The 19,208-nt window shown below is 41.2% G+C and carries 15 protein-coding genes and 1 tRNA gene; 1 reads left to right on the top strand and 15 read right to left on the bottom strand.

Annotated features, from left to right (window positions below; translation table 11 throughout):
• Nucleotides 1-9: 9 nt before the first annotated feature.
• From ND6B_RS05325 to ND6B_RS05395, 15 genes are all read right to left on the bottom strand, one after another.
• Entirely contained in the window at nucleotides 10-279 is a 270-nt protein-coding gene (locus ND6B_RS05325) for a K+/H+ antiporter subunit F (RefSeq protein ID WP_008114565.1), read from the bottom strand.
• The gene (locus ND6B_RS05330; RefSeq protein ID WP_016899457.1) at nucleotides 273-809 is read right to left on the bottom strand and encodes a Na+/H+ antiporter subunit E; all 537 of its coding nucleotides are present in this window, start codon (nucleotides 807-809) and stop codon (nucleotides 273-275) included. Before ND6B_RS05330 ends, ND6B_RS05325 begins: the two co-directional genes overlap by 7 nt.
• Nucleotides 809-2,326, bottom strand: a complete 1,518-nt coding sequence (locus tag ND6B_RS05335; protein ID WP_024602786.1) for a monovalent cation/H+ antiporter subunit D — start codon at nucleotides 2,324-2,326, stop codon at nucleotides 809-811. Before ND6B_RS05335 ends, ND6B_RS05330 begins: the two co-directional genes overlap by 1 nt.
• Entirely contained in the window at nucleotides 2,323-2,670 is a 348-nt protein-coding gene (locus ND6B_RS05340; protein WP_013464542.1) for a Na+/H+ antiporter subunit C, read from the bottom strand. The genes ND6B_RS05335 and ND6B_RS05340 overlap by 4 nt, the downstream gene beginning before the upstream one ends.
• Nucleotides 2,670-5,462, bottom strand: a complete 2,793-nt coding sequence (locus ND6B_RS05345; RefSeq protein ID WP_028835352.1) for a monovalent cation/H+ antiporter subunit A — start codon at nucleotides 5,460-5,462, stop codon at nucleotides 2,670-2,672. Before ND6B_RS05345 ends, ND6B_RS05340 begins: the two co-directional genes overlap by 1 nt.
• A gap of 289 nt (nucleotides 5,463-5,751) precedes the next feature.
• The gene (locus ND6B_RS05350; protein WP_033103885.1) at nucleotides 5,752-6,891 is read right to left on the bottom strand and encodes a hypothetical protein; all 1,140 of its coding nucleotides are present in this window, start codon (nucleotides 6,889-6,891) and stop codon (nucleotides 5,752-5,754) included.
• Complete coding sequence (gene nlpI / locus ND6B_RS05355; protein ID WP_013464539.1) at nucleotides 6,875-7,747, bottom strand: lipoprotein NlpI; 873 nt, start codon at nucleotides 7,745-7,747, stop codon at nucleotides 6,875-6,877. The genes ND6B_RS05350 and nlpI overlap by 17 nt, the downstream gene beginning before the upstream one ends.
• A 185-nt stretch (nucleotides 7,748-7,932) precedes the next feature.
• Entirely contained in the window at nucleotides 7,933-10,059 is a 2,127-nt protein-coding gene (pnp, locus tag ND6B_RS05360) for a polyribonucleotide nucleotidyltransferase (protein WP_013464538.1), read from the bottom strand.
• Nucleotides 10,060-10,421: 362 nt separating this feature from the next.
• On the bottom strand, nucleotides 10,422-10,691 hold the full coding sequence (gene rpsO / locus ND6B_RS05365; RefSeq protein WP_006793376.1) for a 30S ribosomal protein S15: 270 nt from the start codon (nucleotides 10,689-10,691) through the stop codon (nucleotides 10,422-10,424).
• A 109-nt stretch (nucleotides 10,692-10,800) separates the two neighbouring features.
• Nucleotides 10,801-11,745 carry a tRNA pseudouridine(55) synthase TruB gene (gene truB / locus ND6B_RS05370; protein ID WP_013464537.1) on the bottom strand — a complete coding sequence of 315 codons (945 nt, stop codon included), beginning with the start codon at nucleotides 11,743-11,745 and terminating at the stop codon, nucleotides 10,801-10,803.
• Nucleotides 11,745-12,152 carry a 30S ribosome-binding factor RbfA gene (gene rbfA, locus ND6B_RS05375; protein ID WP_008467148.1) on the bottom strand — a complete coding sequence of 136 codons (408 nt, stop codon included), beginning with the start codon at nucleotides 12,150-12,152 and terminating at the stop codon, nucleotides 11,745-11,747. The genes truB and rbfA overlap by 1 nt, the downstream gene beginning before the upstream one ends.
• Nucleotides 12,153-12,309: 157 nt before the next feature.
• On the bottom strand, nucleotides 12,310-14,967 hold the full coding sequence (infB, locus tag ND6B_RS05380; protein WP_033103884.1) for a translation initiation factor IF-2: 2,658 nt from the start codon (nucleotides 14,965-14,967) through the stop codon (nucleotides 12,310-12,312).
• 25 nt (nucleotides 14,968-14,992) lie between these two features.
• Complete coding sequence (gene nusA / locus ND6B_RS05385) at nucleotides 14,993-16,492, bottom strand: transcription termination factor NusA (protein WP_013464535.1); 1,500 nt, start codon at nucleotides 16,490-16,492, stop codon at nucleotides 14,993-14,995.
• 38 nt (nucleotides 16,493-16,530) lie between these two features.
• Entirely contained in the window at nucleotides 16,531-16,986 is a 456-nt protein-coding gene (rimP, locus tag ND6B_RS05390) for a ribosome maturation factor RimP (protein ID WP_008114543.1), read from the bottom strand.
• Nucleotides 16,987-17,265: 279 nt separating this feature from the next.
• Nucleotides 17,266-17,342: transfer RNA gene (locus ND6B_RS05395), tRNA-Met, on the bottom strand.
• Between the two features lie 224 nt (nucleotides 17,343-17,566).
• Between ND6B_RS05395 and ND6B_RS05400 the strand changes: the two genes are divergently transcribed.
• Nucleotides 17,567-19,120, top strand: a complete 1,554-nt coding sequence (locus tag ND6B_RS05400) for a cryptochrome/photolyase family protein (RefSeq protein ID WP_033103883.1) — start codon at nucleotides 17,567-17,569, stop codon at nucleotides 19,118-19,120.
• Nucleotides 19,121-19,208: the final 88 nt, after the last annotated feature.

Genomic DNA, 19,208 nt, shown 5'->3' with positions numbered 1-19,208 from the left:
TTTAATACCTTACTCAATTATATCGCCACGAAGTAAATACTTACATACTGCCACGGTACTTATAAAGCCTAACATTGCGATAAGCAAAGCGGCTTCAAAATATAAACCTGTTCCCATACTGATGCTATATAAAATAATCAATGCAATAACGTTAATGTACATTGTATCGAGCGCCAAAATACGATCTGGTACTGATGGACCAATAATAAGTCGCCATAAATTTAGTAGTAATGACAATCCAACCATTGAAAAAACAATCAGTAATACTGTATCTAACATTGAAATATCTCCTTTAGGGGAGCTTCGTAGCGTGCTTTAATTTGTTTGATAAGTGCTTGCTCATCATCTAAATCCAACACGTGAATTAATAAATATCGCTGCGCTGGTTCATCATCTTCATTAAGTGACTTAATGAGAGGATAAACCTCAGCACTTACTGTACCCGGCGTTAAAGACACACAACTAGCTAAAATAGTAATTGGCATTTCATGCATTAAATCGATAGGCACTTTAACAAAACCTGGACGTAAATTTTTTGAAGGGCCCAGTATTAATAAGGCCACTTGTAAATTAGCCACAATAATATCGTAAAGCACAATAAGTAACTGCTTAAACGCCAAGCCAGGCTTTAATATGAGTGGTTGTGGATCTCTAAATGACATACTGAATAAAGGAATAAGCAGTGCTAACAATGCACCCAATATAATATGCCCTACAGACACACTGTTATTTAATAATAGCCATACTATAAATAAAAATAGACTACGAAACGGTGTGGGTAACCAACGAAAACGAGCTTCTAAGCGCATTACAGACCTCCCTTGAGTACCGCATTAATACCACCACTAATATCATGAAGTTGTGTTGCTGTTTCAAGTGCATATTGCGTTGCCAAATCACCAAAAACAACCAACAGTATTGAGCTTGTGAGCAGGCCAACAAGTACGATAACTTGCAACGGATGTGCATTAGCAACATCAGCAGCCTCACCGCCTTTGTCTTTATGCTCCCAAAACAAACTCGTGCCTGCACGTGATATAGCAACAATTAACGCTAAGCTCATAATTAAGTAAACAGGCCAAAATACCAGTGCTTGCTCACTGTTTAAGGTGGTTTTTAAAATCCAAATTTTACCTACAAAACCTGAAAGTGGCGGCATACCTATGACGGTTAGTCCAGCGATAATAAAACACGCTCCCAACAAGAATGGTTGTTTAACTGCGCGTCCGCCAACTAATCTGTCGCCGGCTTTACCTCGCTGAGTTGCAATTAAATCAGCCAGTAAAAATAGTGCTGCAGTCACTAACGTTGAGTGCACCAAATAATACAATAGTGCAGCTGTGGCGTTTATATTTTGAAGTGCAACCAGTGCCACTAAAGTACCCACAGAAACCAGTACTAAGTTTGCGGTAAGCTTACGTAAATCTTGTGCTGCCAACACCCCGATTGCCCCAATCACTATAGTAGCAATGGCCAACGCCCATAGCCAAGACTGCGCCATATGCTCAAGTTCACCGGCTTGCTCACCAAATACCACTGTATATACGCGTAAAGTGGCGTAAACACCTACTTTGGTCATAATCGCGAATAATGCAGCAACCACAGGTGTCGCACTTGAATAGGCATTTGGGAGCCATAAATGCAGTGGTAATAGTGCACTTTTAAGGGCAAATACTACAAGCAATAGTAACCCGCCCGCTTTAGCTAAATAAACATCATCACCGGTTAACTGCGGTACTTTATTAGCCATATCAGCAATGTTTAGGGTACCCAATACCCCATATAAAATACCTAAGCCGATTAAAAATACACTTGAGCCAACTAAGTTTAAAATAACGTAATGCAGTGCTGCACGTGTTTTTGGTTTACCGCCGCCGTGCATTAATAGCGCATAAGAAGCAATTAGTAACACTTCAAAAAAGACAAAGACGTTAAATAAATCGCCCGTTAAAAACGCACCATTTACCCCTAATATTAAAAAATGAACCAAGGGATGGAAAAAGCTGCCTTGCTCGTCATCGCCGGCACACCCATATAAAACCACACCAAGGCCTAAAAAGGCGGTTAAAGTAACCAGTAAAGTTGAGAGCATATCTGCTACCAATACAATACCAAACGGCGCTGACCAGTTACCGATTGCATAAACAATAATCCCGTTATCTTTAACCTGAACCAGCAGTAATACTGTAATTACAAAGGTTAAAATAGCCATTAGGCTTGAAGTTAATCGCCGTGCAAATAAACTTTTGCCACACGGTGGCAGTAGCAGAATGATTGCCGCTAGCATAGGCATTAAAACAGGCAAAGATGCTAAATGCTGAATCATTTTCTCTCCTTGCGTTTACTTCTGGTTAGGGTGCCATCAACATGATCATTCCCTAAATCTGCTCGCCCTCGTATCGATAAAATAACCACAAACGCAGTCATGGCAAATCCTATCACAATAGCTGTTAATACTAAGGCTTGTGGCAGCGGATCGGCGTAATCAGCGCCAGTTCCAAGTACCACCGCTTTATTGATAGTTAAGCGCCCTGATGAGAATAAAAACAAATTAACCGCGTAAGAAATCATTGTCAGCCCCAATACCACTGGGAATGTGCGCGCTCTTAATAATAAGAACACACCACAGGTGACTAGCACGCCAACGCAAGATGCGTATAACAGTTCCATTAAATATTTACCTCTTCTTTCTCTGCGTTCGCTGTCATATTACCTAGGCTCGCAAGGATCATTAGCGTCGCGCCAACAACGGTTAAGTACACGCCCAAGTCAAATACAATGGCGCTAGCTAGCTCTGTTTTACCAACAAACGGAATATCAAAGTAATCAAACCAGGTAGTTAAGAATGGTTTATCGAAGAACCAACTTCCGACACCCGTAAACATGGCGATAGCGATACCTGATGCAATAATTTTTCGATAGTTAACATCAAAACGTTCATTAATCCACGCAGTACCATGAGCCATATATTGTAAAATAAAGGCAATAGAGGTCACGAGGCCGGCAATAAATCCACCGCCCGGTAAGTTATGACCACGTAAGAAAATATAAGCGGATACTAATAGCGCCAATGGTAATAAGCTTTGTGAAATACAAGCCAATAAAATAGGGTGACGGTCTTTAGACCATGGGCGCCCTTCACTGTCGCTTGCTGGCATATAAAGCGGAATTCTTGATAACAGTTTAAATATACCCAGTGCTGCAATCCCTAACACGGTGATTTCACCTAAGGTATCAAAGCCCCTAAAATCAACTAAAATAACGTTAACAACGTTAGTACCCCCACCGCCTGTTTTAGCATTAGCAACAAAGAATTCAGAAATTGAATTAAGAGGACGGGTCAGTAATGCATAACAAATACTAGCAATAATTACCCCCACCGTAGAGGAAATAACCACATCACGTAAAATACGCAACGAGCTTGACTCTCTTGGCGTACTTTGCGGTAAGAAAAACAGTGCCAACATTAATAATATGATGGTCGCAACTTCTACTGTAAGTTGCGTTAAGGCCAAGTCAGGCGCTGAAAAACGTGTAAACGCTACCGACACCATTAATCCCACAATCGACAGCATTAATAACGACACCATCCGAATTCGATGCCAAATAACGGTAGCAATAGCACCAATAATCAGTAGCCCTGCACCTATAGCATTTTGAATATCAACTGGGGTGTTAGGTACACTGCCAGCTAGCTGTTTCATTTCAAATAATGGCCAACCTGAGGCAAGTAATACAACACCTAACATAATAAATACATAGCGTTGTAATGAGCCATTTTCTGTTGATTGGATTTTGTTTTGACACCAATTAACCACAACCGCTAAAAAACGCTCGAAGATTTTTTTAGCGTTAAAAGGAGGTAACGACGCCTGAAACTGGAACAAGTACTTACGATTAACGTAAATAAATAAACCACCAATCACCGCCATACCACTCATAAGTAGAGGTAAATTGAAACCGTGCCAAATAGTTAGCTTGTACTCAGGCATAGCTTGGCCAAGTACGGCCAATGAGGCAGCCGATAAAATACCATCTACTGCAAAGTGCGGAAAAATACCCACTAAAATACATAGCACCACTAAAATTTCGATAGGCACACGCATATAACGTGGCGCCTCATGAGGGGTGCGTGGTAAGTCTATCGGTTCACCATTAAAGAACACGTCATGAATAAAGCGAGATGAGTACGCTACCGACAGCGCACCTGCAACGGTTGCCAGCACAGGAATTAACCACGACATAGAGCCAAGTACTTGCTGATGCAGTGTTTCAGCAAAAAACATTTCTTTAGATAAGAAACCATTTAATAGCGGTACACCCGCCATAGCGGCAGCGGCCACCATCGCCAATGTGGCTGTATAAGGTAAGTAGCGCCACATGCCATTGAGTTTGCGCATATCACGCGTGCCAGTTTCATGGTCAATAATACCCGTGGCCATAAATAACGACGCTTTAAACGTAGCATGGTTAATAATATGAAAAATAGCGGCTACGGTTGCAAGTTGTGTGTCTAGGCCGAGTAATAGAGTAATTAGGCCTAAATGACTAATTGTTGAATAGGCTAATAAGCCTTTTAAATCATGTTTGAATAGCGCGATGTAAGCGCCAAATAAAAGTGTAGTTAAACCCGTCAAACCGACTAATAAAAACCAAGTGTCGGTACCCGCCAGTGCTGGATAAAAACGCGCAAGTAAAAAGATACCCGCTTTTACCATAGTGGCAGAGTGTAAATAGGCACTAACAGGCGTAGGTGCTGCCATGGCGTGGGGTAACCAAAAATGAAACGGAAATTGTGCAGACTTGGTAAAGGCGCCTAGTAATACTAGCACCAGCGCTAATTCGTATAAATCATGTGATTGAATAATCGCTTTGCTAGCTAAAATAGTGTCTAGGTTGTAGCTTCCAACAATATCACCTAGCAGCATTAAGCCGCCCAGTAATGCTAAACCACCCGCACCGGTTACCGCCAGTGCCATACGCGCCCCCTTGCGCGCCTCTGATTTATGCCACCAGTAACTAATCAACAAGAACGAGCTAATACTGGTTAGCTCCCAAAATACCCATAACTGAATCACATTGTTTGACATAACAATGCCCAGCATGGCGGTCATAAATAACATTAAGTAACTAAATAGCTTTGGCAGTGAATCGTTTTGACTTAGGTAATAACGGGCATACAAAATAACCAGCAGCCCTATTCCTAAAATCATAAATAAAAACAGTAAACTCAATCCATCTAAGCGTAAGGAAATATCCAGCCCTAAAGCAGGTATCCACTGCGCGCTAAAACGAATGGTTTCTCCCGCGAGAACCGCAGGCGCATGATAAAGTGTAATTGCAAGCGCGGCTAAAGGCGCAATAGCCGTTAGGCTCGTTGCCTGATTTCGAGAAAGTTTGCCGGTGCATGCAGAAATAACACTGCCTAATAAGGATAACAGGGGTATCCAGAGCAAAGTCATAATGAAGGGCCTTTTTGAATCATAAAGTTTATCAATTCGCTACTTGTTATTATTAAATACCAAAGTGACTTGGGTATACGTTTTATATCTGTTTTTTAACAACATTAATACGTACAGTTATACTGATAAACACGGTTTTTGTCTATAGAAAGCGCTTCTAGCGGGGCAATAATCAAACAAAAAAGTCTATAAATTAATGAACTGGGATAAAACTGGCTCAGCTTTTAAGCAGTTTTAATAGGCTCATATAATCATTGGTTAAACAACCTAAAAGCACTCTATTTAATGATTAAAAGCGCGGGAATAAATCTGCATGTTGCTCTATATGAGTTTGCCACAAAGCCCGATATTGCTCTGAAAGTCCAACCTGTTGATATTGCATAATAGACCACTGTGCGCTTGGCTTATAAGCAACACCTCCTTGCTGACAGCTTTTGCTTTTGTGCCATCCTTTTGGCGCATCAGTGTTATGAGCAATAAACAAGTTAGGGGCAACCAACCCCTCAAGCTGACAAAGCCAAGCTTGTTTTTTTGCTGGTAAAGCATATTCATCTTCAAAACCATTAAAGTGCATTAATTCATGTAAAAAGACTGCATAATTAGCCTGCGAGTTAATATGCATTAAGCCCTGATGCACATTGGCAGTACCTTGCTTGGGCATCATAATCGCAAAATCGAATCCTTTAGGAAGCCGCTGCTTAAGTGATGACTGTTGCCAATCGCACTGCGCAAGCGTTGCTTTAGTGCTGTTACAAGCAATTGCATTACCAACATATATAGGCTTTGAAAAACAAAATGCATTACTACTAGGCTCTGGGTGTTGTGCGTATTTTTTCACAAAGTGGTTGAGCCTATATAAACCATCACGGTGATCGCTCAGCATTAGCACATTAAATGTGCATTGCTTTTGTATCTCAATTTGATCGCTCGCTACCAAAAACCCTAATTTATTCATAAAGGAGTTGTTTAATGCATCGAAGGGAGCATGCTGTTGTAACTGTAAATGATAAAAGGCATCCCCTTTAGGTAACTTATTGTGAGCTTTTAATAACGCTAAATCTTGCCAACGCTGTTGAGCAAGCAATGAAGCTGCGAGATGTTTTTGTTGTTTAATTGTTATCTCATCGAGGCTTGCTTGCCAAAAGAGCTTGGCGGTTTCAGTTTGATTATTGGCTATTAATGATAACCCATATCCGTATTGTGCATGGGCTATTTTATTGCGTGCTAAGGTGGCTAATGAGGTCGGGGGGAGTTGTAAAATATGCGATGCAAAGTAACTAGGGAATTGCCAATAACTATCAATCACATTGGCTTTGGCGTGCAATACTTGCCAAAAGCCAATGCTATTTTGTTTATTACTGGAGCCACTAATTAAGCTAGTGCACAGTAATAAAATACTTAATTTAAAAAAATTAGCCCGCGCTTTCACTTGCCATCAACTCAAGCTCTAAACGTGCATATTTATATTCTATAAATTCATGAACGTTCGTGGCCAGCGCCAACTTAAAGTAATCTGTTGCAATTGAAAGCTCACCTGCGGCTTGGTGCTGTTTAGCTAAGTAAAAATAAGCTTCACATAAACGTTGAGCATATTCTTGTTGTGAACTTACACCATCGGCTATGCCTGAAAAAAATGCTTTTTCACTCATATCACCTACATACAAGGCAATAAGCTGGTATGCCCATTCATTTTCATCAAGGGCCGCCGCATTAGCTTTTAACGAAGCGAGTGCCTGAGTTTTATCTTGTGCGGCCTGCGCTAAATAAAGCCACAGCACACGATAAGGATCGTTAGGAGAGCGCTCCAAAAACGTTTTAAAGTCATCCTTTGCAAGCGTGGCTCTATCACCATAGTACAAAGCAATACCACGATTTAAATACGCATATTCATGTTCTTGGTCTAACTCTATGGCTGAATCAAAATACTCGTATGCTTTTTCGTATTGCTGCATCAAGGTATGTTGAATCCCCAAAAAGTTATACACTTCAGCCAAATCAGGTTTCAGTTTAACTGCTCGGTTAAAATCAATTCGCGATAAAGTGGTCATGCCTAAGCTATCAAACAGCACACCACGGTCATAATACAGCTTTGCTTGTTGCTCTGTACTTAAGTCTGCTCTATTTAATAGTTCTGAAAAACGAGCAATGGCAATTTCATTTCTAAAGTCTGATGCAAGTGGCGCAGTAAATGGCACATTAATAATAGCAGCGGGTTTAGTAGTAGCCTGACAAGCGCTTAAAGACAAAATAGCAAAAGATGCCAAGGCTAAATGTTTAAGTCTCATTAAAATCCTTAATACCGAGGTAAGTAGCAAATAGATAAGACATAAGCTGTCTTGTAAGGTTCATTCTTGTTATATGTTACTTAACGTCTTGAACACAATAGATTGCTAACATTAAAGCATAAAAAAAGGGGCTAAACAGCCCCTTTTTATACTATCCAGTAATTATCTGGATGAAAGATTAGCAATTACGCGTCTTTAGACTCGTCAGCTGCAGGTGCTGCTGATTCCATTGCTTCTTTAATACTTAGACGTACACGGCCTTGGCGGTCTACTTCTAGTACTTTAACTTTAACTTCTTGACCTTCACTAAGGTGATCAGCAACGTTGTTAACACGCTCTGTGCTGATTTGTGAGATATGCACTAGGCCATCTTTACCAGGAAGAATATTTACAAACGCACCGAAGTCAACGATACGTACAACTTTACCTTCGTAGATAGTACCAACTTCAAGCTCAGCAGTTAATTGCTCAATACGGCTAATTGCATTTGCTGCACTTTCACCGTCTGTAGCAGCAATCTTAATTGTGCCATCATCACCGATTTCAATCGTAGTACCTGTTTCTTCAGTAAGTTGACGAATAGTTGCGCCACCTTTACCGATTACTTCAGCAATTTTCTTCTGTGGGATTTGCATCGTGTAAATACGCGGAGCAAACATAGATAACTCTTCAGAAGGTGCAGAAATCGCTTCGTCCATCACACCTAGAATGTGTAAACGAGCTGCTTTAGCTTGCTTAAGCGCGATTTGCATGATTTCTTGCGTGATACCTTCAATCTTGATATCCATTTGTAGTGCAGTGATACCGTTAGTTGTACCCGCTACTTTAAAGTCCATGTCACCTAAGTGATCTTCATCACCTAAGATATCTGAAAGTACTACAAAGTTTTCTTCTTCTTTAACTAGGCCCATCGCGATACCCGCAACAGAGGCTTTAATTGGTACACCCGCATTCATAAGCGCTAGAGACGTACCACAAACCGATGCCATTGAAGATGAACCATTTGATTCAGTGATTTCAGATACAACACGAATTGAGTAAGGGAACTCAGTTAATGTTGGCATTACAGCTTGGATACCACGCTTAGCTAGGTTACCGTGGCCGATTTCACGACGCTTAGGAGAACCTACAAAACCCGTTTCACCTACACAGAATGGAGGGAAGTTGTAGTTAAGCATAAAGTGGTTTTTGTGCGTGCCAGTTAAATCATCGATTAACTGTGAGTCACGTTCTGTACCAAGTGTTGCTGTTACTAATGCTTGCGTTTCACCACGTGTAAAGATTGCAGAACCGTGAGTACGTGGAAGTACGCCAGTCATTACATCTAGTGCACGGATCATATCTGGTTCACGACCATCGATACGTTTTTCGCCAGCAGCGATACGGCCACGAACGATTTTTTTCTCAAGTGAACCGAATACTTTACCTACTTCTTGCTTATCAAGCGTTTCGCCTTCAGCAAGTTCGCTAGTAAGCGCTTCAACTACGGCATCTTTTGCTGCAGTTAATGCTTCTTTACGCGCTACTTTATCAGTAATACGGTAAGCTTCGCCTACTTTATCAGCAGCAAGTGTTGCTACTTTCTCTTCTAATGCAACGTTTTTCTCAGGTGCAGTCCAATCCCAAGTAGGCTTGCCTGCTTCTGCTTTAAATTCGTTGATTGCCTTGATGATAGACTGTGATTGCTCATGGCCGTATACAACTGCGCCTAGCATTACGTCTTCAGCAAGTACGTCTGCTTCTGATTCAACCATAAGTACGGCGTTATCAGTACCAGCAACAACTAAATCAAGTTGGCTTTCTTCAAGCTCTTTTAGTGTTGGGTTAAGTACGTATTCACCGTTGATGTAACCAACACGTGATGCACCAATTGGACCGCTGAACGGGATACCAGAGATAGCAAGTGCTGCTGATGTACCAATCATCGCAACCATATCAGGTTGGATTTCAGGGTTTACAGAAACAACAGTCGCGATAACTTGTACTTCGTTTACGAAACCATTTGGAAAAAGTGGACGAATTGGACGGTCAATAAGACGTGCAATTAGCGTTTCGCCATCGTTAGGACGACCTTCACGCTTAAGGAAACCACCTGGGATACGACCTGCAGCGTACATACGCTCTTGGTAGTTAACTGTTAGTGGGAAAAAGTCTTGGCCTGGTTGAGCTTCACGCTTACCAACAACCGTTACTAGCACTGACGTGTCGCCAATGCTTGCTAGTACTGCGCCATCTGCTTGACGAGCGATAGCACCTGTTTCTAGCGTCACTGTGTGTTGACCTAGTTGAAATTCTTTTATAATTGCTTGCACTTAAAATATTCCTTAAATGTATTTTTAGTATTAATTAAGTTTTCATCAAAGTACCAATTACAGTACATAATTGTATTCAGTTGGAAATCAATTAAGTACTACAATTGGCAATGATGTAAATAACCGTAGATAAACCTTTTTATCTACGCGCCATAGTATATAACAAAGTCAGGTAAAATTGCGAGCTTAGCACCGAGATAAAATAGTGCTTGCAACAATGCCAAATACATTCGCTTTGTGAAAGATAATAGTATGGCTTTTATTCGATATTTCAAGGGGTTTACTGAGAAGTACTGGGGAAGACGAGAAAATTTAAGCACAAAAAAAGGAGCTAAAAAGCTCCCCTTTTGATAATCAAGTTCTTAGCGACGTAGGCCAAGCTCTTTGATTAACGCAGTGTAACGCGAGATATCTTTACCTTTAAGGTAATCAAGCAGTTTACGGCGAGTGCTTACTTTACGAAGCAGACCACGACGTGAGTGGAAGTCATGCTTGTGATCAGCAAAGTGACCTTGAAGCTTGTTGATATCAAAAGTAAGTAATGCTACTTGTACTTCAGGTGAACCAGTGTCGCCTTCAGCGCGTGCGAATTTAGCAATGATATCGATTTTTTCTTGATTGCTTAGTGACATAATAACTCCAAAAGTTAAATTTAATAGGTGCTTTAGCCGATCACTAATTCAGCCAAAACGATTAAGCGGGCGTATTCTACCAATTATCAGCATAACTACAAGTTAAACTTTACTCTGGTTGCTGATTAGACAAGCCACGTTTTGATTTTAGATGGCCATCAGGATTACGTTCACCAGTACCAATAAAAATTCCGTCAGCCAGAACTTTTATTGCACCTTCAGGTAATTCTTTACCTAGCACCACAGCTTGACCATGGCTAAATGCTATTCCCTGCTCTTTAGTAATTTCCACAACAGGTAAATCAACTAACGCGGTATCCATTGGCAATAATAGTTCGTCAAGGTAAGTAGAAGGCGCAACGTCTTGTTCTTTCGCTTGATTTAATAACGTTTCTAACTGCTCAAGTGTGACCATTTTATCTGCTGGGTAATGCCCTACAGCACTACGATGCAGCATAATCACATGCGCGCCGCAGCCAAGGTTTTCACCTAAGTCATCAACAATAGTACGAATATACGTGCCTTTAGATACATGGGCAGTCATTTGTATTTCGTTAGCTTGCTCATCAAACTCATCAAGCGTTAAGCTAAATACGTTAATTTTTCGACATTTGCGAGGAACTTCTATGCCTTCGCGCGCGTATTTATATAAAGGCTTGCCTTCATATTTAAGCGCTGAGTACATTGATGGGTATTGATCTGACTCACCTAAAAATTTAGCAATTTCCTGTGTAAGCAGTTCAGCAGTAACATTAACATCACGCGTTTCGACCACTTCACCATCAGAGTCTGACGTGGTAGTACGCTCACCCAGTTTTGCTCGCACAACATAGGTTTTATCTGTATCGAGTAAAAACTGGGTAAACTTAGTGGCTTCACCAAAACAAATAGGCAGCATACCGGTCGCAAGCGGATCGAGCGCACCAGTGTGCCCTGCTTTTTGAGCAAAATAAATACCTTTCGCTTGCTGCAGTGCTTTGTTTGATGAAATACCTTCTGGTTTGTTTAACAACAAAATACCATCAACTGGACGGCCTTTACTGCGTCTTGCCATTAGTCTTTAGTGCCTTCTTCGCTATCTGTTTCATCATCAACATGCTTAGCATTATCTTCACGAATGATAGAGTCCACTAAGTTAGAGATTCGCATCCCTTCCATTAATGAATTATCAACCACAAATTTAAGCTCAGGCATGATACGCGCACGAATACGTTTACCCAGCAACGAGCGGATATAACCGGTTGCTTCGTTAAGTACTTTGGCACTTTGTTTGGCTGCATTTTCATCTTCAGTGTTAAACACGGTGATAAAAACTTTGGCATAAGATAAATCGCGCGATACTTCTACCGCAGACACTGTCACCATGCCCAAGCGTGGATCTTTAATTTCGCGTTGTAAAATCACCGCAATTTCTTTTTGAATTTGCTGAGCAACACGATCAGTGCGAGAAAATTCTCTCATTTCACTTTCCTAAAATTATAACTTATTGAAAAATAATAATAAGCTAACTAAATAATGGATACACAAATGGGGGCTGAGCCCCCATTTAAAATCTTAGCATAGGTTATGTTGGGCTATCGAGGTACAACCTTGAATGTCCAACACCACCTAATAACAATTAAAGAGTACGTTGTACTTCAACTGTTTCAAATACTTCGATTTGGTCACCAACGCGAACGTCATTGTAGTTCTTAACGCCGATACCACATTCCATGCCGTTACGAACATCAGCTACGTCATCTTTAAAGCGACGTAATGACTCAAGTTCACCTTCGTAAATAACCACGTTATCACGAAGTACACGAATTGGAGCGCTACGCTTAATTGTACCTTCAGTAACCATACAACCGGCAATTGCACCAATTTTTGGAGACTTAAATACGTCACGTACTTCAGCAAGACCAATGATCTCTTGTTTAAACTCAGGCGCAAGCATACCAGACATGGCTTGCTTAACTTCTTCGATTAGCGCGTAGATTACGCTGTAGTAACGAAGATCTAGGTTTTCAGAATCAATCACTTTACGCGCTGATGCATCAGCACGAACGTTAAAGCCAACCACAATCGCGTTAGACGCTGCCGCAAGAGTTGCATCAGTTTCAGTGATACCACCAACACCAGAACCAACAATCTTCACTTTTACTTCATCAGTAGAAAGCTTAGTTAATGAGTCTGAAATTGCTTCGATTGAACCTTGAACGTCTGCTTTAAGTACCACGTTAACTTCAGATACGTCGCCTTCAGTCATGTTAGTAAACATGTTTTCAAGCTTCGCTTTTTGTTGACGCGCTAGTTTAACATCGCGGAATTTACCTTGACGGTAAAGTGCAACTTCACGTGCTTTACGCTCATCTTTAACTACAGTTGCTTCATCACCGGCAGCTGGAATACCAGACAGACCTAAAATCTCAACTGGAATAGAAGGACCGGCAGACTTAATGTCTTTACCGTTTTCATCGCGCATTGCACGAACACGGCCGTATTCAAGACCACATAATACAATGTCACCTTGATTAAGCGTACCTGACTGAACAAGGATAGACGCAACAGGACCACGGCCTTTATCAAGACGTGATTCAATAACAACACCTGCAGCCATACCTTCGGTCGGCGCATTTAACTCTAAAAGCTCAGATTGCATTAATACAGCTTCTAGCAGGTCATCAATACCTAAACCAGTTTTTGCTGAAATGTGCACGTACTGTGTATCGCCGCCCCACTCTTCTGGGATAACGTCTAGCTGAGCTAGTTCGTTTTTAACGCGATCTGGATCTGCGCCTTCTTTATCCATTTTGTTAACAGCAATAATTAAAGGAACGCCAGCTGCGCGAGCATGCTGTACCGCTTCTTTAGTTTGTGGCATTACGCCATCATCAGCTGCAACTACTAGGATTACGATATCAGTTGCTTTTGCACCACGAGCACGCATTGATGTAAATGCGGCGTGACCCGGAGTATCTAAGAAAGTGATCATGTTGCCGTTAGTTTCAACGTGGTATGCACCAATGTGCTGTGTAATACCACCGGCTTCGCCTGATGCAACTTTAGCTGAACGAATGTAATCAAGCGTTGATGTTTTACCGTGGTCAACGTGACCCATAACAGTTACTACTGGCGCACGTGGCTCTGACTTACCATCTTCATGGCGGTCATTAAGTACTGTTTGCTCTAATTCGTTTTCTTTAACGATGATAACTTTATGGCCCATTTCTTCTGCTACAAGTTGCGCAGTTTCTTGGTCAATAACTTGGTTAATAGTAACCATGTCACCCATTTTCATCATAGTTTTTACAACTTCAGCACCTTTAACCGCCATGCGTGATGCAAGCTCAGCAACTGTAATTGTTTCACTAATACGCACTTCGTTTTTAACATCAGCCGTTGGTTTTTGGAAACCGTGCTGTAATGACGCTGGCGCTTTTAGCTTACCTTTTTTACCTTTAGACGCTGCAAATTTATCTTTTGCTGGCGCTTTTTTCTTTTTCTTCGCACGGCGAGAGCCTTGCTCTTCGCGAGCATCAGCTACATCTTCTGCTTCACGTGCGTACGTTGAAGTCGTAAGGTGGTGATCCGCGGTTTCTTCGCGTTTCTTACGTTCTTCTTCTTCTTTCTTCCAGCGTGCTGAGTTCTCTTCAGCTAGCTTTCTTGCCTCTTCTGCTTGACGTTTCGCTTCTTCTTCAGCTTTCTTCAATGCGGCCTCTTCTGCTTCTTTTTGCAGACGCTCAGCTTCGATGCGATCTTTCTCAGACTTAGCACTTTGCTCAGGGGTCATCTGCTGTTGTTTCGCTTTACGCTCAGCATCTGCTTTGCGTTTAGCTTCTTCTTTGGCTTTACGATCAGCATCTTCTTTTGCTTTACGTTCTGCCTCTTGTTTTGCCTTTAATTCAGCAGCGGCTTGTTCAGCTTTTTGCTGCTCTTCAAGACGTGTTTTTTCTTCAGCGGCTAGACGTTGCTGTTCTTGTTCTTGCTCAACAGCACTTTTTTTCACATAAGTGCGTGTTTTACGAACTTCAACTTGCACAGCTTTTGCTTTACCCGTAGAGCCCGTCACACTTAATGTGCTTTTGCTCTTACGTTGCAATGTCATGCGAGCAGGGCCTTCAGAGCCCGTGCCACCATGTTGCTTGCTTAGGTGATCAAGTAACGTCGCTTTTTCAGCTTCAGTTACATTATCGCCTGCTTGTTTAGTAATACCGGCTTGTGAAAACTGCTGTAGTAATTTATCAACAGTTGTACCTATATCACCGGCTAGTTTTTCAACATTTACTTCTGCCATAGTCTCTAATACCTCCGTTAATAAATTACTCGTCTGCAAACCAACAAATATTACGTGCAGCCATAATTAGCTCGCCCGCTTTCTCTGAAGATAGCTCTGTAATATCTACAAGCTCATCAATGCCTTGCTCAGCTAAGTCTTCAAGTGTTACTACACCCTTACTTGCCATAACAAATGCTAAATGACGCTCTAAGCCTTCAAGCGCAAGTAAGTCTTCTGCAGGCTCAGCGCCTTCTAAGCTTTCTTCCGTTTTAAGCGCTTTCGTTGTTAATGCATCTTTTGCACGTGAACGTAATACGTCCACTGTTTCTTCATCTAAGCCGTCGATTTCTAAAAACTCTGAAGCCGGAACATAAGCAACTTCTTCAAGTGTTGAGAAACCTTCGTTGATAAGTAATGATGCAAATTCGTCATCAATATCTAAGTTTTCAGTAAATAAGTTAATTAACTTATCTGACTCAGCTTCGTTCTTAGCGCGCATTTCATCAACGGTCATTACGTTTAATTCCCAGCCAGTTAATTGGCTTGCTAAACGTACGTTTTGACCATTACGACCAATAGCTTGTGCTAAGTTATCAGCTTCAACAGCAATATCCATTGAGTGTGTATCTTCATCCATTACGATTGAAGCCACTTCTGCTGGTGCCATTGCGTTAATAACAAACTGTGCAGGGTTGTCATCGTAAAGTACGATATCAACACGCTCACCGCCAAGTTCTGACGATACCGCTTGAACACGTGCGCCACGCATACCAACACACGCACCAACAGGGTCAATACGCTTATCGTTAGATTTAACCGCGATTTTAGCGCGTGAACCTGGATCACGTGCTGCAGCGCGTAATTCAATCATTTCTTCGCCAATTTCTGGCACCTCAATGCGGAATAATTCCATCAGCATTTCTGGTTTAGAACGGGTTACAAATAATTGTGCACCGCGTGCTTCAGGCTTCACTTCATATAAAAGACCGCGGATACGATCACCCGGGCGGAAGTTTTCACGTGGCAGCATGTCGTCACGATAAATAACCGCTTCTGCGTTGTTACCTAAATCAAGTACGATTGCATCACGAGTTGCTTTTTTAACAACACCCGTTACCAGCTCGCCTTCTTGATCTTTATATGCTTCAACGACTAAGGCGCGCTCTGCTTCACGTACTTTTTGTACGATCACTTGCTTAGCCATCTGTGTTGTTATGCGGTCAAATTTAATTGATTCAATCTGCTCTTCTACGTAGTCGCCCATTTTCAAGTCAGGTTCTTCAACTTGAGCAGCTTCTAACGTGATTTCGCTGTATGGATTCTCTAAAGAACCATCTTCTAAAACTTCAGCTATTTGCCAGCGACGGAAGGTATCGTAATCGCCGGTTTTACGGTCAATTGCAACACGTACATCAATTTCACCATCATGCTTTTTCTTTGTCGCTGTCGCTAATGCGAACTCTAGAGCTTCAAAAATCTTTTCTTTTGGAACCGCTTTCTCATTGGAAACGGCTTCAGCAACCAATAATATTTCTTTTGCCATGGGTAATGCCTCGCTTGCCCTATTCCTTCGCACTCGAATTAAAACTTTGCGATTATGTTCGCACGTTCAATGTTACTAAGCATGATTAAATGCTCTGCACCATCGCTAGATAGTGTGATCATATCGCTGCTAACTGCTATTAAATCGCCTTTAAAATTACGGCGACCGTCTTGTGGAAGCTTAGTACGCACGCGTACTTCCTCTCCTTGCGCCTGCTCGTAGTGATCTTGTTTGAATAATGGACGATCAACACCAGGAGACGACACTTCCAAATCGTATTCGTTTGTAATTGGGTCTTCGACGTCTAAAATCGCACTAATTTGACGACTTGCATCGGCGCAGTTGTCAACTGAAATCCCATCCTCATGAGCAATGTATACTCTTAAGGTAGAATGGCGACCCGCTTGTACAAACTCAAGCCCATGTAATTCAAAGCCTAACATTTCTACCGCAGGCGTTAACATGGTTACTAAATCTTGTTCAAGTTTTGTCACGAAAATCCTCCATACAAACAAAAAAAGGGCTTATAGCCCTAAAATACTGAGTTTAAATTTTGATTTAATCGATAAACATTAAATCAAACGGTGCAGATACAACAACGCCCCGAACCAAGCGGGGCGTCACACCAAAAAACGCAAAACTGTGTGGCCTAGGGCCAAGCTTGGTTGCGAGTCAGTACCCTGACCAAATTAAACTTCATTAGCTTAAACGCAAAACGCGCATTACTTAGAATGCGCGATATAAAGTAGTAAGTATAAACCTACTATTAAGATTGGTTGCGGGAGCCGGATTTGAACCAACGACCTTCGGGTTATGAGCCCGACGAGCTACCAGACTGCTCCATCCCGCGCCAATAGATAAAAAGTTAATAACTTAATATCGCTGTTAGTAAATTTTATAACCTACTAAACAATGGCCGCTATTATAAAGATGTACACCTAAATTAGCAACCACAATAAGTAATAAGTTGATAAAAAAAGCAATGCTGTTTATTGCTTTGCTCTATGATTAAAACGACATGTAGAAATCGATCGCTTTTTAAAATACAGCGTATAAAAATGATTTTGGCTCATTATGAAAAAATTCAAAACCTTAAAACTAATTTTAGGTGACCAGCTAAACCCCGCTCATTCTTGGTTTAAAGATAAATCCGATGACACCGTGTTTGTTATTGCCGAGCTCATGCAAGAAGCGCAGTACGTAAAGCATCACGTGCAAAAAATATCAGCCTTTTTTAAAGCCATGGAAAACTTCGCTAACGCCTTAAAAGATGCCGGCTTTAACGTGTTGCATTTAACGTTAGATGACACCAAAGACGATGATAACTTACCCGCTCTTTTAACTCGATTAGCTAAGCAGCATGAATGCACCTCAATTGAATATCAATACCCAGATGAGTACCGTTTAAAAACACAACTGCACGACTTTGTCACTAACAGCGAATTAGCTGTGACTGCCTGTGACAGCGAGCATTTTTTATTAGCATTTAACGATATAGACAAACGCTTTAAAAAAGATAAACACGTCACTATGGAGCATTTTTATCGGGCAATGCGAAAGCAGTTTGATATTTTAATGGACGATGACAAACCTCAAGGTGGTCAATGGAACTTTGATGCGAATAACCGTAATAAGTTTTCAAAAAGCGATTTAGCCGATATCCCCAAACCCAAGTTATTTAAAAATGATGTTAGCACCATCATTGAGCGTTTAGATAAACATAAAATAAAATACTTTGGGCAAATAGAAACCCAATTAAGCTGGCCAACAACCCGTAAACAAGCAATAAGCGCACTTGATCACTTTTGTGCACATTTACTCCCCCGCTTTGGTCAATTTCAAGATGCGATGACAGATCAATGCCCTGATAAAGATACCTTTTATCACAGCCGGTTATCATTTGCGTTAAATGCCAAAATTTTACACCCTCGCTATGTTATCGACCGTGTGGTCAAAGAATACCAACAACGCCAAGATGAAATATCTATTTCTCAGGTTGAAGGCTTTATTCGCCAAGTACTAGGTTGGCGCGAATATGTGCGTGGCGTGTATTGGAAAAACATGCCCGATTACGCTAACAAAAACCAGCTTAATGCAACCCGTGCACTGCCACGTTATTTTTGGAATGGTAAAACAAAAATGAACTGCTTAAGCCACTCATTAACACAAAGCTTAGACAGCGCGTATGCCCATCATATTCAACGTTTAATGGTAATAGGTAATTTTTGTTTACTAACCGCTATTAACCCTGATGAAGTGGATGAATGGTATTTGGGTGTTTATATCGATGCTATTGAATGGGTAGAAATGCCTAACGCCCGTGGCATGAGTCAATTTGCTGACGATGGCATCATTGCTACCAAGCCTTATGCGGCTAGCGGCAACTATATAAATAAAATGAGCGACTACTGTAAAAGCTGCCAATATAAGGTGAAAGAAAAAGTAGGAAAAGACGCTTGCCCGTTAAATAGCCTCTATTGGCAATTTATGCAAACACACCGAGAGCGGCTTGAAAAAAATCCACGAATAGGCATGGTTTATCGCAATTGGGATAAACAAGATGAATCATTACGCCAAGAAACTTTAGATCAAGCTAGCCACTATTTAAATAGTATTGAAGAGCTATAAATACAAATGCCGTCAATTGGCGGCAACATCCTTAATAGTTAATATTAAAGTACCAAATACAGGTAATATTGTTAATTAAATGTTTAGT

Source organism: Pseudoalteromonas sp. ND6B (assembly GCF_000764215.1).
Classification (GTDB): Bacteria; Pseudomonadota; Gammaproteobacteria; order Enterobacterales; family Alteromonadaceae; genus Pseudoalteromonas; species Pseudoalteromonas tetraodonis.
The sequence above is the reverse complement of the archived record's forward strand: the minus strand, read 5'-3'. Positions and strand labels throughout refer to the sequence as shown.